This window comes from Pantoea sp. M_9 (assembly GCF_008631385.1).
GTDB lineage: Bacteria > Pseudomonadota > Gammaproteobacteria > Enterobacterales > Enterobacteriaceae > Pantoea > Pantoea eucrina.
In genome coordinates this window covers 312,381-327,978 of sequence record NZ_VWUF01000003.1, presented here as the reverse complement: position 1 = coordinate 327,978, position 15,598 = coordinate 312,381, and the positions used below count along the sequence as shown (strand labels likewise).

The window sequence follows — 15,598 nt, the reverse complement described above, 5'->3', positions numbered from 1 at the left end:
CATTTTGTTTACATCAATTCCAGCAGCGCCTGTAAAGGATGACGCATGCCGTTGCCTTCGGCGCGTTTCACCTGGCTGCGACAGGAGAAGCCGGTCGCCAGACAGCGCTGGCGCGGCAGCCGCTGCAGCTGCGGATGCCAGGAGAGCGCATAAATGCCGAGCGAGTTCTCCAGATGCTGCGCCTCGTGGCCATATGTCCCCGCCATGCCGCAGCAGCCGGTATTGATATTTTCCAGCCGGGCACCGAAACGGGCAAATATCTTCTGCCATTGATCCGGCGTAGCGGGCAGCGCGGTCACTTCCGTACAGTGCGCAAACAGATACCAGGGCTCGCCGCTGACCGGCTGATTTACGCTATCAGCCAGCGCCTGCTGCAGCCACTCATGCACCAGCAGCACACTGAAATCACCGCGCTTGTTTTTCAGGACCTGCTGATACTCATCGCGATAGCAGAGCACCGTGGCAGGGTCGACCCCGACCATCGGGATCCCCAGTTTTGCCACCCGATTAAGCAGTTCGGCGGTTTTCGCCGCGGTACGGGCGAAGCGCTGCAGAAACCCCTTAACATGCTGCGCTTTCCCGTTGGGAGAGAAAGGCAGCAGCACCGGACGGTAACCCAGTTTTTCAATCAGTGATATAAAGTCGGTCACCAGCTGCGCTTCGTAGTAGCTGGTAAACGGATCCTGCACCACCAGCACGCACTGCTGCCGTGCCGCGCTATCCATCGCTTCCAGCTGCTCCAGCGTCAGGTTCATTGCCGGATGCCCGCTGAGACGCTGTTTAAGGTTAGGTGCGGAGAGCTGAGGCAAATCCACCATACCGATATGCGTTTTGCTGAATTCGCGCATCCACGGCTGCTGCAGGAAGAAATTGAACACCTTTGGCGCTTTGGCCATCAGCGGCGCATAGCTCTCTACGCTGGCCACCAGGTGATCGCTGACCGGACGCAGATAGCGCGTATGGTAAAGCTGTAAAAAGCGCGCGCGGAAATCGGGCACATCGATTTTAATCGGGCACTGGGTCGAACAGGCTTTACAGGCCAGACAGCCCGACATCGCCTCTTTTACCTCATGGGAAAAATCGTACTCTCCGCGGTTAGCGTGCCAGCTGTTACGCGTACGCTGAATCAGCATACGCAGGCTGGCGCCCTGCTGCGGCAGCGCCTGCTCAAGCTGGTCAGGATCAACGCCCTGCTCCGACAGCAGGCGCAGCCATTCACGCGTCAGCGTTGCGCGTCCTTTCGGCGAGTGAATACGATTGCGGGTGATTTTCATCGACGGACACATCGGGCTGCGCACATCAAAATTGAAGCAGAGGCCGTTGCCGTTGCACTCCATCGCGCCGCGCCAGCTGGTGCGTACCGTCAGCGGAATCTGACGATCCAGATCGCCGCGCATCGCGCCATTCACCTGCATCATCGGCGCATCGCTCTCCAGCGGCGTGCAGATTTTACCCGGATTCAGCCGGTTAGTGGGATCGAACGCGCGTTTAATACGACGCAGCTCAGTAAACAGCGTTTCACCGAAAAAAGCCGGACTATACTGCGCGCGGAAACCTTTGCCATGCTCCCCCCACAGTAACCCGCCGTACCGGGCCGTCAGCGCGACCACTTCATCTGAAATCTGCTTCATCAGCAGCACCTGCTGCGGATCGCACATATCCAGCGCCGGACGCACGTGCAGCACGCCCGCATCAACATGGCCAAACATACCGTAGCTCAGGCCGTGGCTATCCAGCAGCGTGCGAAACTCAGCAATATAATCGGCCAGCTGCTCCGGCGGCACCGCCGTATCTTCCACAAACGGAATCGGCTTGGCACGCCCCTGCGCATTGCCCAGCAGGCCAACTGCCTTCTTGCGCATCGCGTAAATACGCTCGACCTCAGCCAGTTCATTACAGATCTGATAACCTATAACGCCCCCCTGCCGCTCAGCCATCAGCGTATCCAGCCGGTCGCAGAGACGGGCGATCTGCTGTTCGATAAGTGCGCCGTCATCGCCGGCAAACTCCACGATATTCAGTCCCAGCATCGTTTTATCAGGGATATCGGTGATCAGCTCCTTAACGGAGTGCCAGACAATATCCTCCCGCGCCAGATTCAGCACTTTAGAATCCACCGTCTCCACTGACAGCGCCTGTGCTTCTACCATAAATGATGCGTTGCGCAGCGCGGAGTCGAATGACTCATATTTGACGTTGACCAGACGACGGACTTTGGGGATTGGCGTGATATCCAGACGCGCTTCCGTAATAAACGCCAGCGTGCCCTCGGCACCGCACAACAGCCGCGTGAGATCGACCTGCTGCATGTCATCACTGAAGACGTGGCGCAGATCGTAACCGGTCAGAAAGCGATTAAGCTTTGGAAATTTTTCCAGGATCAGCGCACGCTGCTCACGACAGCTTTGCAGTACCGTCTGGTAGATACGACCCTCAGGCGTCGGCGTTGCAGCGAGCTGCTCCGCCAGCGCCACCGGTATGGCGCGCGTATCAAGGATATCGCCGCCCAGCAGCACCGCGCGTAACCCCTCAACATGATCGGAGGTTTTACCGTATACCAGCGATCCCTGACCTGAGGCATCGGTGTTGATCATCCCCCCCAGCGTGGCGCGGTTACTGGTGGAGAGCTCCGGGGAAAAGAAGAAACCGTATGGCCTGAGCCAGGCGTTGAGCTGATCTTTCACCACTCCCGCCTCAACCCGCACCCAGCCCTGCTCGGTGTTGATCTCCAGAATGCGGTTCATGTAGCGCGACATATCAACCACAATGCCCTGATTCAGCGACTGTCCATTGGTGCCGGTGCCGCCGCCGCGTGGTGTAAACGTCAGGCTGGCAAAAGCGTCCTCACCGGCGAGCCGTGCAATCAGGGCGATATCTGCGGTCGAGCGCGGAAACAGTGCCGCATCCGGCAGAAGCTGATAGATGCTGTTATCCGTGGAGAGTGAGAGACGGTCGGCATAGCTGGTAGCGGCATCGCCGGTAAAACCCTGCTCTTTAAGCGCCTGCAAAAAGGCGAGAACTTGCTGAACCAGGCCAGGAGCCTGCGGAATTTGTGGGATCATGGTGTCGTGACCGGGATGTTGTAAACGTTTGCGTAGTAAGTTTTTAACGTCTGGTTGTATCACATTTTTTTCCTGCCTGCTGGCATTTCCCTTCCCCGCTTTTGCAGCCCTGCTTTCTCTGTTTAATTTTCAGGAAATAGCGCATGATGATCCCGGGCCAGGGGCCCTTCCTGAAGGATTAACTGAGGTTAAATCGCTGTTATGAAAAGCCTGCAACGCGGTGTGGATCTGCCGCAACTGCTGTTCTCACTGATGTTTATTTTGCTGATGATTATCGCCTGTCTCTGGGTGGTACAGCCTTTTATTCTGGGCTTTGCCTGGGCAAGCATGGTTGTTATCGCAACCTGGCCACTCATGATTCGCCTGCAGCATCTGCTGTGGGGACGCCGCTCCCTGGCCGTTATCGCCATGACAATTCTGCTGCTGCTGCTGTTTATCATTCCGATTGCGCTGCTGGTCAGCAGCCTGATTGACAACAGCGCCCCGGTTATCGCCTGGGCTACCCAGCGCCATCTGCTGATGCCGGAATTCGCCTGGCTGCGGGAGATCCCTTATGTCGGCAGCAAACTTTATGTCAGTTACCATAAGCTGGTAGATGGCGGCGGTTCAGCCATCATGCGTCAGGTGCAGCCCTATATTGGCCGCACCACGGGCTTCTTTGTCGCACAGGCGGGACATTTTGGCCGTTTTATGCTGCATCTGGCGCTGATGCTGTTATTCAGCGTGCTGCTTTACTGGCGCGGTGAGCAGGTTGGACAGGGTATCCGCCACTTCGCCTACCGTATGGGGGGACCCCGTGGCGATGCTGCGGTGCTGCTGGCTGGGCAGGCGATACGGGCCGTTGCGCTGGGTGTTGTCGTCACGGCGCTGGTGCAGGGAGTATTAGGCGGGATCGGACTGGCGATATCGGGTATACCTTATGCCACGCTGCTGACGGTGCTGATGATCCTGACCTGTCTGGTCCAGCTGGGTCCGCTGATTGTTCTGGTACCCGCCATTATCTGGCTCTACTGGAGCGGTGATACGACATGGGGCACGGTGCTGCTGGTCTGGAGCTGTATTGTCGGCACGCTCGACAACGTGTTACGTCCGGTGCTGATTCGCATGGGTGCCGATTTACCCATGATTCTGATCCTGTCAGGTGTGATCGGCGGCCTGATCGCCTTTGGCATGATTGGCCTGTTTATCGGCCCGGTCGTGCTGGCGGTCTCTTATCGCCTGGTTTCAGTCTGGATGCATGAGGCCCCGGCGCCGGATGATGATGTGGAAACGGCAATTGAAGCGCTGACAGAACATGAAGAGCTGCCCTGATAAGCCGGATGGTCGCATCGGCCTGAACATTCATGCCCGGGCATTTTTCAGGCACGCTGTTTTTCATAAACGGTTTTTAAGAAAAAACGTGCTTTTTAGCGCCTGACGCCGTTTCCCTGGCTGAAATGATTATTTTTCATACTGAATTGTCCGGTGCAGCGGGCAAAAAAGGCGACAAAAGATTATCAGCTTTAAACTAATAAGAGGATTCTTAAAGACTATAGCAGGCGCAATAAATAATATGTTTCTCATGTTGGAAATCAACCTACTGATTTTTAAACAACCTTTTTCCCCTGAGTAACGTAAAAGAATTGCTGTGTGTAGTCTTTGCCCATCCCCTGTGATGGGCTTTTTTTTGGCCTGTATTCAGCTCTTGCTGTAGCAGTGCGTGCTGTCTGAACAGGCGGGACGCTTAGCGACTAAAACTCAGGGTTATTGTGCTGAAACAGCGGCTCATCCGCAGCTTAAGCCTGCATTAATCATGGCGCGTACAGTATAACCCTACGCGCCATGTTCAGAGGTTAAGCGCGCTGAGCGGATTCAATCTCAGCCAGGCTCAGCCAGGTTTCCACCACGGTATCCGGATTAAGCGACAGGCTGTCAATGCCCTGATCCATTAGCCACGCGGCAAAATCCTGATGATCTGAGGGACCCTGTCCGCAGATACCGACATATTTGCCCTGTTTTTTTGCTGCCTGAATCGCCATTGAGAGCAGCGCTTTCACCGCTTCATTGCGCTCATCAAACAGAGCAGAAACGACGCCAGAATCGCGATCCAGCCCCAGCGCCAGCTGCGTCATATCGTTGGAGCCGATGGAGAAACCGTCGAAGTGCTGCAGGAACTGCTCTGCCAGCAGCGCGTTTGACGGGATTTCACACATCATAATCACCTTCAGACCCGCCTCACCGCGCTTCAGCCCGTGTTTCGCCAGCTCAGCCACGACCGCCTCCGCCTGATCAACAGTGCGTACAAAAGGCACCATGATTTCAACGTTACTCAGCCCCATCTCATTGCGCACCCGCTTCACGGCTTCGCACTCCAGCGCAAAACAGTCGCGGAAGCTGTCGGCAACGTAGCGCCCGGCACCCCGGAAGCCAAGCATCGGGTTCTCTTCTTCCGGCTCATAGCGCTCTCCGCCGACCAGATTGGCGTACTCGTTCGATTTAAAATCGGACAGGCGCACAATGACGCGCTTCGGCGCAAAGGCGGCGCCCAGGGTAGCAATCCCCTCTGTCAGACGCGCGATATAGAACTCAACCGGATCGTCAAAGCCTTTCATCATCTGGCGGATCTGCTGCTGTAGCTCCGGCGTCTGCTGATCAAACTCCAGCAGTGCTTTAGGATGCACGCCGATCATGCGGTTGATAATAAACTCCAGCCGCGCCAGGCCCACGCCCTCGTTGGGCAGACAGGCAAAGTCAAACGCGCGATCGGGATTACCGACGTTCATCATGATTTTAAGCGGCAGTTCGGGCATTGAGTCGACCTGAGAGCTGGCGATCTCAAAATCGAGCAGGTCATTGTAGACGTAGCCGGTATCGCCTTCGGCGCAGGAAACCGTCACTTTATGTCCGTCACGCAGGTGATCGGTGGCATCACCACATCCCACCACCGCCGGGATCCCCAGCTCACGTGCAATGATCGCCGCATGGCAGGTGCGTCCGCCGCGGTTGGTCACGATAGCCGACGCCTTTTTCATGATAGGTTCCCAGTCCGGGTCTGTCATATCGGTGACCAGCACGTCGCCCTTCTCAATGCGGTGCATTTCGCTGATATCGTGGATCACCTTGATTTCACCCGCACCGATACGGTGGCCGATGGCGCGTCCTTCAACCAGCACCTGGCCCGTGCCCTGCAGGCTGTAGCGCTCCATCACCTGACCATTCGAGCGTACGGTTTCCGGTCGCGCCTGTACGATATAGAGCTTGCCGGTATGCCCGTCTTTTGCCCATTCGATGTCCATCGGACGCTTGTAGTGCTGTTCAATCAGCACCGCCTGGCGTGCCAGCGCCTGCACTTCATCGTCGGTCAGGCTGAAACGATCGCGCGTCGCCTGCTCCACATCTTCAATGCGTACCTGCTCGCCATGCGTCTGAGAATCGGCATATACCATGCGGATTTTTTTAGACCCCATCGTCCGCCTGACAATTGCCGGGCGGTTTGCCGCCAGCGTCGGTTTATGCACGTAAAACTCATCCGGGTTGACTGCACCCTGTACCACCATCTCACCCAGCCCCCAGGCTGAAGTGATAAAGACAACCTGATCAAAACCAGACTCAGTATCAATGGTAAACATCACGCCCGAGGCGGCGAGATCTGAGCGAACCATACGCTGCACCCCGGCCGAGAGCGCCACGCCGCGATGATCGTAGCCCTGATGCACGCGGTATGAGATAGCCCGATCGTTAAACAGCGAGGCGTATACGTGCTTAACCGCCACCAGCACGGCATCGAACCCCTGCACGTTGAGGAAGGTCTCCTGCTGCCCGGCGAATGAGGCGTCAGGCATATCCTCGGCAGTTGCGGATGAGCGGACGGCAAAAGAGGCGTCGGCATCATCAGCAGAAAGTTGCTCATAAGCAGTACGAATAGCCGCTTCCAGCGCCGGCTGAAACGGCGTGTCCACGATCCACTGGCGGATCTGCTTGCCCGCCTGGGCCAGCGCCGCCACGTCATCAATATCCGTGATATCCAGTAGTGCATAAATGCGCTGGTTCAGTCCGCTTTGGTCGAGAAACTGATTAAACGCGTCAGACGTCGTGGCAAAGCCGTTCGGGACGGATACGCCCAGCGACGACAAATTGGTAATCATTTCTCCAAGAGAGGCATTTTTGCCTCCCACCCGATCAACATCATGCATGCCAAGCTGGTTATACCAGAGCACTAGCGATTGTTGGTCTTGATTGGACATTGAGATGATCCTTTTAAATGATTAAGGCACATGGAACATTTTGCTATTCGCCACAGCAGCCTGGCATAACTGGGTTATAAAGACTAAGTGTTGAATCGTTAAAGCAAAAAAAGAGAGACAAAATCAGACTATTACCTGCCGGGGCTGACGTTGCGCAAACGGCGCTATTATTGCTAACAGCTTGCTGCAATAATGAATTTTCCATTTTTATAGCATTATCAGCAGATTGCTGTTGCGCAAACGACATCAGTCAGAGTCTGCGCGTCATTTATGAAACTGTGGCGGGCGCTGGCGTTTATTTATCGCTTTTTCTTTACGATGCTATTAACGTCAGGTATGACCCTATTCCGGTCGGAGCACGGCGGCATATGGATATTTCATTTCGATTTAACTTGAAATGAAATTAGTTAATTCACTATTCATCCAGAGAGCATTTTTTAATGAGCACTGAACGCAGCGTGTTTTATATTTCAGACGGCACCGCCATTACAGCAGAAGTGCTGGGTCACGCGGTGCTCTCGCAGTTTCCGGTCGATACACACAGCGTTACTCTGCCGTTTGTAGAAAACGTGCAGCGGGCCCAGGCGGTAAAAGCGCAGATTAACGCGCTCTGGCAGCGCAGCGGCGTACGGCCGCTGGTCTTTTTTTCCATCGTTACGCCTGAAGTTCGCGACATCATTCTGGAGAGTGAGGGATTTTGTCAGGATATTGTGCAGGCGCTGGTGGCTCCCCTGCAGAGTGAACTGGGCGTCTCCTCTATGCCGGTGGCGCACCGCACTCACGGGCTGACCGCGAATAACCTGGGTAAGTATGATGCGCGTATCGCTGCGATTGACTACACCCTGGCGCATGATGACGGGATCTCACTGCGCGGACTCGAAGATGCTCAGGTGATCCTGCTGGGCGTTTCGCGCTGTGGCAAAACCCCGACCAGCCTCTATCTTGCCATGCAGTTTGGTATCCGCGCAGCCAACTACCCCTTTATTGCCGATGATATGGATAACCTTAAGCTTCCTCCTGCGCTGCGCGCGCATCAGCACAAGCTGTTCGGGCTGACCATCGATCCGGAACGGCTGGCGGCTATTCGCCAGGAGCGGGCGGAGAATACCCGCTACGCCTCGCTGCGCCAGTGCCGGCTGGAAGTGGGTGAAGTGGAAGCGCTGTTCCGTACGCATCAGATTCGCTACCTCAACAGTACCAACTACTCGGTCGAGGAGATCGCCACCAAAATCCTCGACATTATGGGGCTGGAGCGACATATGTACTGACTGACGCGCTAAGCGACCTGCGTATTTACTATCTCTGTGATTTTGCTGGTTGAATTCAGGACGCATTGGTTTATTGTGAACCTCATCACTTCCCGGTATATCACCGCTGCGAAGAACCTGTTTGAGAGCCACTATGAATAAAACTGATGAACTGCGTACGGCGCGAATTGGCAGCCTGATTACGCCCGCCGCGCTGGCCAGCCAGCACCCGCTATCGTCTGACATCGCAGAGAGCGTTACGGCCGCGCGCCAGCGTATTGCGCGCATTCTGACCGGCGAAGATCCGCGACTGCTGGTGATAATCGGACCCTGTTCGCTGCATGACCCGCGCGCTGCGCTGGATTATGCGGCACGCCTGCAGCAGCTGCGCGAGCGGTATCAGGATCGGCTGGAAATTGTCATGCGCGCCTACTTTGAGAAACCGCGTACCGTGGTGGGCTGGAAAGGACTGATTTCCGATCCCGATCTTGATGGCAGCTTTGACGTAAATCGCGGCATTGCTATTGCGCGTAAGCTGCTGCTGGATATCAATGCGCTGGGTCTGCCAACGGCGACTGAATTTCTTGATATGGTCATCGGCCAGTTTATAGCCGATCTCATCAGCTGGGGTGCCATTGGCGCCCGCACCACTGAAAGCCAGATCCATCGCGAAATGGCCTCTGCGCTCTCCTGCCCGGTAGGGTTTAAGAACGGCACGGACGGTAACGTACAGATCGCCGTTGACGCCATTCGTGCTGCCCGCGCCAGCCATATGTTCCTCTCGCCGGATAAAGCGGGCCAGATGACCATTTATCAGACCAGCGGCAATCCGCACGGCCATGTGATCCTGCGCGGCGGGCGTCAGCCAAACTATCATGCGGAAGATGTGGCGGCGGCGGCGGCCAGCCTGCGTGAGTTCAGCCTGTCTGAGCAGATGGTGATCGATTTCAGTCACGGCAACTGCCTTAAGCAGCATCGTCGCCAGCGTGATGTAGCGCGCGATATCGCCGCGCAGATCCGCGCCGGTTCGCGAGCGGTAGCGGGCGTTATGATTGAGAGTTTTCTGCAGGAAGGAAATCAGAAAGTGGTGGCTGGTCAGCCGCTGGTTTACGGCCAGTCGATTACCGATCCCTGCCTCGGATGGGACGATAGCGCGGCGGTACTGGCAGAGCTGGCTGCCGCCGTCGACAGCCGTTTCTGATATCAGCTGGAGCAGCTGACCTCCAGCGTTTTGCTCCACTCCGGCGGCCGCTGGCGCAACGCCGCGCTGCTGGCCGCTTCATCAAAGGGGCGCTGGAGCGCCAGATGCAGCTCTTTAAGGGCCGCAGTTTCGCCCCGCTCCACCTCTTCAATCACCTGCTGGGCGAGATAGTTGCGCAGCACGATCGCCGGGTTGGCCGCCTGCATCACTGCCTGTCGCTCGCTGTCGCTGGCCTCATCCTGCAGCAGCCGCTGCTGATAGCTGCTATACCAGCGATCAAACGCGTCGCGATCGATAAACTCATCGCGCAGCGGCGAGCGCCCCTCCTGCTGTTCGGTATAGCTGAGCTGACGAAACGTAAAGGTGTAATCGCTATGCTCATTGCTCATCAGCGCCAGCAGGTTGCTCAGAATCGTATTGTCCTCTGCCTGCGGCGTCAGCAGGCCAAGTTTCGCCCGCATGCGCTCGCCCCAGACGCGCATCAGTTCAGGCTCATAGTGACTCAGCGCCTGCTTCAGCTGCTCCGTGGTCAGCAATCCCGACAGCGCATGCGCCAGCCGGTTGAGGTTCCACAGGCCAATCGTTGGCTGATTGTTAAAGGCATAGCGGCCCTGATAGTCGCTGTGGTTACAGATAAAGGCGGGATCGTACTCATCGAGAAAGCCGTAGGGACCGTAATCCAGCGTCAGGCCGAGAATCGACATATTATCCGTGTTCATCACTCCATGAGCAAAGCCTGCGCTCTGCCACAGTGCGATCAGGCGGGCGGTACGTTCTGCCACATCCGTGAACCACAGCAGATAGCGATCCGGCTCCGCCTGAAGGTGCGGCCAGTGATGACGAATCGCATAGTCCGCCAGCTGGCGGACCTTATCCGTCTCCCCTGCGTAATAGAAGTGTTCAAAATGACCAAAACGCAGATGGCTCTCCGCAATACGCATCAGCATCGCACCGCGCTCCTGCGTTTCGCGCAGCACCGGTTCGTCACCGATGGCCAGCGCCAGGGCGCGCGTCCCGGGGATACCCAAATGGTGTAACGCTTCTGAAGCGAGAAACTCCCGCACGCTTGAGCGGATCACCGCCCGTCCATCTCCCATGCGGGAATAAGGCGTTAAGCCTGCGCCTTTCAGATGCCAGTCCAGCTTGCGTCCATCTTCCAGCTGCTGCTCACCCAGCAGCAGGCCGCGTCCGTCACCCAGCTGCCCGGCCCAGACGCCAAACTGATGGCCGCTATATACCTGGGCGAGCGGAGCCATGCCTGGCAGCAGCGCCTGACCGCTCCATACGCCGTGACCGTCCCCGGCAAACAGCTCCGCATCCAGCGCCATTTCCGCCGCCAGCGGCGCATTATGATAAAGGAGACGTCCTCCCGTCAGCGGCGTGGGCTGCAGCGATGTGTAATATCCGGTCAGCTCCTGCTGCCAGCTATTGATAAATTGCATATATACTCCAGAGGTGCTTAATAATGCAGCACCAGGATAGCGTGTAGAGAGTAAAGGATAGTCTGGCACGGGGCGCCCGGGAAAAACAGCGCCTGAATTACTGCTGCGAGGGCGTGGTCTGCGTCAGAAAAGGAGTGATGAGATCTTCTAACCGTTCCGCTTTAACCACCGGGAACACGTTACCCTGAATGTGCACGCCGGTCAGATCGCTGACTTTGCTCAGCAGGAGCGCATCATCGATACCAGAAATAATAATTTGCTGCGTATAGCCGCTGAAATTATCGATAACCGTCTGCATAAAAGGGATAAAGGAGGCGCGCTTCGCCAGATTCTGGATAAATAGTTTATCCAGCTTCAGGACGCTAAACAGCGAATCATAGACCGCCGTTGCCGGGGCTTTGCCAGCTCCAAATTGTGAAAGCGATAAACGGAATTGATGATTAAGTCGGGATAAAACCGGATGCGCTTTGCCGGCAGATAATTGCGGAAACGTTTCGCTGATCTCCATTACGATAAATGGCAGCTGTTTAAATTTCCTTAACAGAAGTTCACTCTCCAGCAGCGTTTCAGCCAGCGATTCATCAATTCTCATTAGCGCATCAACATGATTACGCTCAAAGAAAGCGCGGTGCTTTTCCAGGATTGAAAGCTGAGCCTGCAGCAGCCTTAACTGCTGATTTGCATCGAGCTGCGGCAACAGTAAATCCTGTGGCAACGTAATTGGCGCACTGTCATGAACAAACTGTGTAACCAGCTCAACCGCAGTGAGCTGGCCCTCCAGCGTATAAGCCGGATAAAACCAGGTTTCCGACTGATAGTCGGCCGAAATATGGACTTTCATTTTTTACAGCCAGAGGCAGTGGCAATGGACGCATCGTATATCAATGAAAAGAGTCAGGCAATAGCACCAAACGCCGGAAGAGAAGGTGTTTTAACGCCTAATGCAAGCTATTAATCATTAAATTATACTTAAGCCAAATACGCCGGGTTAATATCCACACTGATAAAATCTTTAGCTCTATTTTTAGTATCTATTTGTCAGGTGGTAAAGTACCAATTTTAATGAGAGCTTTATTTCAGCAAAAAAAGAACCCCTGGCGCGAATTAACGCCTCTTTTCACCGCGCTATTTCATTCATTCAGAATGCAACTTGTCATATTCTGCGCGCCTGCCAGAACACCCGCTGCCAGTAAACATTATTGAGTGAAGAGCGAATAACGCCTTTGCTGGTAGAAGCGTGTATGAAGGTATTGTTGCTGGCATAGATACCGACATGCAGCCCGTTTTCGCCGCTGCCGGTTTTGAAAAACAGCAGATCGCCAGGCAGCAAATCACGCGGATCGATACGGTTGCCGATTTTTGTCTGAGCACGCGTGGAGCGTGGCAGCGCGATGTCAAAGCGATCGCGGAACGTCAGCAGGACAAATCCGGAGCAGTCGATCCCACGCGGACTGAGGCCACCATAGCGGTATGGCGTGCCCTGCCAGCGGCTGAGCTGATAGTTAAGCCGGGTCTGCACGGCGGCCGGATCTGAGAGACGGGAATCAGGCGGAGGCGCATGATGACTGCACCCTGTGACCATCAGCACAAATAGCAGAATAAGTAACCGCATAGCCTGTTCCCTGTCAGCCCGATCCGGCAGACACTGTAGCCGTAAACGCGCGCGGTGCGCAAGTCAGGAGAGTAGCAGCAGGCGCCCCTGCGGCGTATCCACCTCTGTCACCTCTGTCTGATACAGCGGCGCAAGCCGGGCGGCCGTCAGCACCTCATGCGCCCTGCCCTGATATTTCAGCTCTCCCTGGTGCAGCAACCAGACACGATCTGCGTAGCGCAGCGTATGATTCAGGTCATGACTGCTGGTTATCACGCCGATGCCGGCGGCGCACAGCTGCTGCAGAAGCCGGGTGACTCCCTGCTGCTGCGCCACATCCAGCGCACTCATCGGCTCATCGAGCAGCAGCAGGCTGCCCTGCGGATTGATGTCAGGATGGATTTGCAGTATCACTGCCAGCAGGCGCACCCGCTGCCACTCCCCCCCGGAGAGCTGCGTCAGATAGCTCTCCAGTTTGTGGCGCAGACTCAGCTGCGACAGCAGACGTGCCAGAACGCTATTCAGCTCTGTGCCAGCACCACGCGGCAGATGCATCTGCAGGTAGTGCCAGACCGGCATCGCGCCGGGCGCAGGCTGCTGCTGAGGCAGCCAGCCACGCTGCTGAGCCAGCGCCTCGCCTGACAGCGCAGCAACAGCGGTGCCGTTAAGCCGCAGCTCTCCGCGCGGCGTCGCAAGACCGCTGAGCGCCTCCAGCAGGGTGCTCTTTCCGGCGCCGTTAGTGCCTACCAGATGCACCCACTCCCCGTGCGCGAGAGCAATATCCAGCGGCGCCAGCCGGCCGGGGCAGCTCAGACCGTGACACGTCAGCAGCATGTCAGGCGGTCAGCGCCTGCTCAATACGCTTAAGCACCTGCGGCGCATCCGGGGCCATATCGGGTGAAAAACGGGCGATAACGTTACCCTGTTTATCGATCAGGAACTTCTCGAAGTTCCACAGAATATCGCCCGGTGCTGCCGGCGCCCGGCCTTTCGCTATCATACGCTCAAGAAAACCGCTGTCTTCAGGACGTTCAGCTTCCGGCTGTGCGCTTATCAGCGTGCGATAGAGCGGATGGCGCTGCGCGCCGTTAACGTCTGTTTTATCAAACAGAGGAAACGTCACGCCATACGTGGTGCTGCAAAACGTCCGGATCTCTTCGTTAGTACCCGGCTCCTGTTCCAGAAACTGGTTGCAGGGAAAGCCCAGCACGCTAAAGCCCCGCGCCTGAAACGCTTTATGAAGCGATTCAAGCTGCTCATACTGCGGCGTCAGTCCGCAGCGGGAGGCGACATTCACGACCAGCAGTACGCGGTCACGCCAGGCCTCCAGCGTAGTGGCGGTACCGTCAAGGGTTTTCAGCGGGATTTGATACAACGTCATGGTGTTCTCCTGTGTCCGTCAGATAACGCCAGCCGCAGCTAGCGTGAAGATTTTACTAAAAGCAGAATGAACAGCGGTGCGCCCAGCGTCGCGGTCACCACGCCTATCGGCAGCTCAGCAGAGGTCAGCAGCAGCCGCGCAAGAATATCCGCCGCCAGCAGCACTGCCGCCCCCGCCAGTGCCGCTGCAGGCAGCAGATAGCGATGATCGCTGATGCCGCTTAACCGCAAAAGATGCGGGACAACCAGCCCGATAAAGCCGATCGCCCCCGCCAGCGCCACGCTGACGCCTGTCAGCCAGCCCATGGCCAGTACCAGCAGGTTACGCCACAGCTGCAGCGGTAAGCCGAGCTGCCGCGCAGACGTTTCGCCCAGCGCCAGCAGATTCAGCGTGCGCGCACTGCACAGCAGCGCGGCGATTACCGGTATCAGGCTGAGTATCAGCCAGCCATAGCGCCAGTCAACGCCGCCAAAGCCTCCCATCATCCAGTACATCAGCTGACGCAGGTCGAGCGTGGTACTGAAGTAGACCGCCCATGTCATCACCGCGCTGCAGATAATACCCAGCGCCACACCGGTAAGCAGTAAGCGACTGCTGGCAAGCTGACGATGGGCAAAATGCAGCAGGATCAGCGTAATCGTCAGGGCGCCAGCCATCGCCGCCAGCGCCAGACTCCACAGGGAGCCGCCGCCGAGCAGCACGCCCAGTACCACTCCCACACCGGCGCCGTTAGAGACGCCGAGCAGTCCCGGCTCAGCCAGCGGATTCGTAAACAGCGCCTGCATAACGGTACCGCAGAGCGCCAGCGCGGCGCCTGTCGCAATAACAGCCAGCGTACGCGGCAGACGGATCTGCCAGACAAACAGCTCGCCCTGCGGGGTAAACCATTCGGCAGGCAGCAGCCAGCGCTCGCCGGCGCACAGGCTGAACAGGCTGAGCAGCAGCAGCAGCGTGGCGAGCAGCAACAGAGTACGCCGGCTGCGGCGACCGGTCTGGCGGGCAAGTTGATCGAGCAGAGTCATAAGCGAGGCAGTAAACAGGAGAATGTCACGATTGTAGAGGGATTATGGCAAAAAGAAAGCTATCCCCTGCAGGCTGGCGCAGCAATAAAAAAGGCCGCTGAGCGGCCTTTTTATCATACTGAAATCAGTCAGCATCCTTCGGTGACGCGTTTTCAACGCGACTTTTCAGCTTTTGTCCCGGACGGAAGGTCACCACACGGCGCGCGGTGATAGGAATATCCTCTCCCGTTTTCGGGTTACGGCCCGGACGCTGGTTTTTGTCGCGCAGATCAAAGTTACCAAATCCGGACAGCTTAACCTGTTCTCCATTTTCCAGCGCGCGGCGAACTTCTTCGAAAAAAAGCTCGACCAACTCTTTGGCGTCGCGTTTGCTCAACCCGAGTTTTTCAAACAGATATTCTGACATTTCAGCTTTTGTAAGCGCCATAG

At 56.6% G+C, this 15,598-nt stretch carries 12 protein-coding genes and 1 other RNA gene; 4 read left to right on the top strand and 9 right to left on the bottom strand.

Features of this window, described 5'->3' with window-relative positions; translation table 11 throughout:
- Positions 1–8: 8 nt before the first annotated feature.
- On the bottom strand, positions 9–3,062 hold the full coding sequence (locus F3I15_RS08385; RefSeq protein ID WP_150017431.1) for an FAD-binding and (Fe-S)-binding domain-containing protein: 3,054 nt from the start codon (positions 3,060–3,062) through the stop codon (positions 9–11).
- A 201-nt stretch (positions 3,063–3,263) separates the two neighbouring features.
- Between F3I15_RS08385 and ydiK the strand changes: the two genes are divergently transcribed.
- Entirely contained in the window at positions 3,264–4,373 is a 1,110-nt protein-coding gene (gene ydiK, locus F3I15_RS08380) for an AI-2E family transporter YdiK (protein WP_150017430.1), read from the top strand.
- A 250-nt stretch (positions 4,374–4,623) separates the two neighbouring features.
- Positions 4,624–4,732, top strand: an RNA gene (gene rprA, locus F3I15_RS08375) — antisense sRNA RprA.
- A gap of 162 nt (positions 4,733–4,894) precedes the next feature.
- On the opposite strand, the gene ppsA is transcribed toward rprA, so the two are convergent.
- Entirely contained in the window at positions 4,895–7,285 is a 2,391-nt protein-coding gene (gene ppsA / locus F3I15_RS08370; RefSeq protein ID WP_150017429.1) for a phosphoenolpyruvate synthase, read from the bottom strand.
- 440 nt (positions 7,286–7,725) lie between these two features.
- Here ppsA and F3I15_RS08365 point away from each other — a divergent pair, with 440 nt between their 5' ends.
- Both F3I15_RS08365 and F3I15_RS08360 read left to right on the top strand, forming a co-directional pair.
- Positions 7,726–8,553 carry a pyruvate, water dikinase regulatory protein gene (locus F3I15_RS08365; RefSeq protein WP_039384092.1) on the top strand — a complete coding sequence of 276 codons (828 nt, stop codon included), beginning with the start codon at positions 7,726–7,728 and terminating at the stop codon, positions 8,551–8,553.
- Positions 8,554–8,686: 133 nt separating this feature from the next.
- Positions 8,687–9,733, top strand: a complete 1,047-nt coding sequence (locus F3I15_RS08360) for a 3-deoxy-7-phosphoheptulonate synthase (RefSeq protein WP_150017428.1) — start codon at positions 8,687–8,689, stop codon at positions 9,731–9,733.
- A 2-nt stretch (positions 9,734–9,735) separates the two neighbouring features.
- Here the strand turns inward: F3I15_RS08360 and F3I15_RS08355 are convergent, their stop codons facing one another.
- The 7 genes from F3I15_RS08355 to ihfA form a co-directional block, all read right to left on the bottom strand.
- Positions 9,736–11,175, bottom strand: a complete 1,440-nt coding sequence (locus F3I15_RS08355; RefSeq protein ID WP_150017427.1) for a YdiU family protein — start codon at positions 11,173–11,175, stop codon at positions 9,736–9,738.
- Positions 11,176–11,272: 97 nt separating this feature from the next.
- The gene (locus F3I15_RS08350; RefSeq protein WP_150017426.1) at positions 11,273–12,016 is read right to left on the bottom strand and encodes an EAL domain-containing protein; all 744 of its coding nucleotides are present in this window, start codon (positions 12,014–12,016) and stop codon (positions 11,273–11,275) included.
- 312 nt (positions 12,017–12,328) lie between these two features.
- Positions 12,329–12,787 (bottom strand): NlpC/P60 family protein, encoded by a 459-nt coding sequence (locus tag F3I15_RS08345; protein WP_150017425.1) that lies wholly within the window; start codon positions 12,785–12,787, stop codon positions 12,329–12,331.
- A gap of 63 nt (positions 12,788–12,850) precedes the next feature.
- Positions 12,851–13,600, bottom strand: coding sequence for a vitamin B12 ABC transporter ATP-binding protein BtuD (gene btuD, locus F3I15_RS08340; protein ID WP_150017424.1), 750 nt, complete (start codon positions 13,598–13,600; stop codon positions 12,851–12,853).
- Position 13,601: 1 nt separating this feature from the next.
- Positions 13,602–14,147, bottom strand: a complete 546-nt coding sequence (locus tag F3I15_RS08335) for a glutathione peroxidase (RefSeq protein WP_150017423.1) — start codon at positions 14,145–14,147, stop codon at positions 13,602–13,604.
- Between the two features lie 38 nt (positions 14,148–14,185).
- A complete protein-coding gene (btuC, locus tag F3I15_RS08330) occupies positions 14,186–15,169 on the bottom strand; it encodes a vitamin B12 ABC transporter permease BtuC (protein ID WP_150017422.1) in 984 nt (327 codons plus the stop codon).
- Between the two features lie 124 nt (positions 15,170–15,293).
- A complete protein-coding gene (ihfA, locus tag F3I15_RS08325; protein WP_021506246.1) occupies positions 15,294–15,596 on the bottom strand; it encodes an integration host factor subunit alpha in 303 nt (100 codons plus the stop codon).
- Between the last annotated feature and the right edge of the window lie 2 nt (positions 15,597–15,598).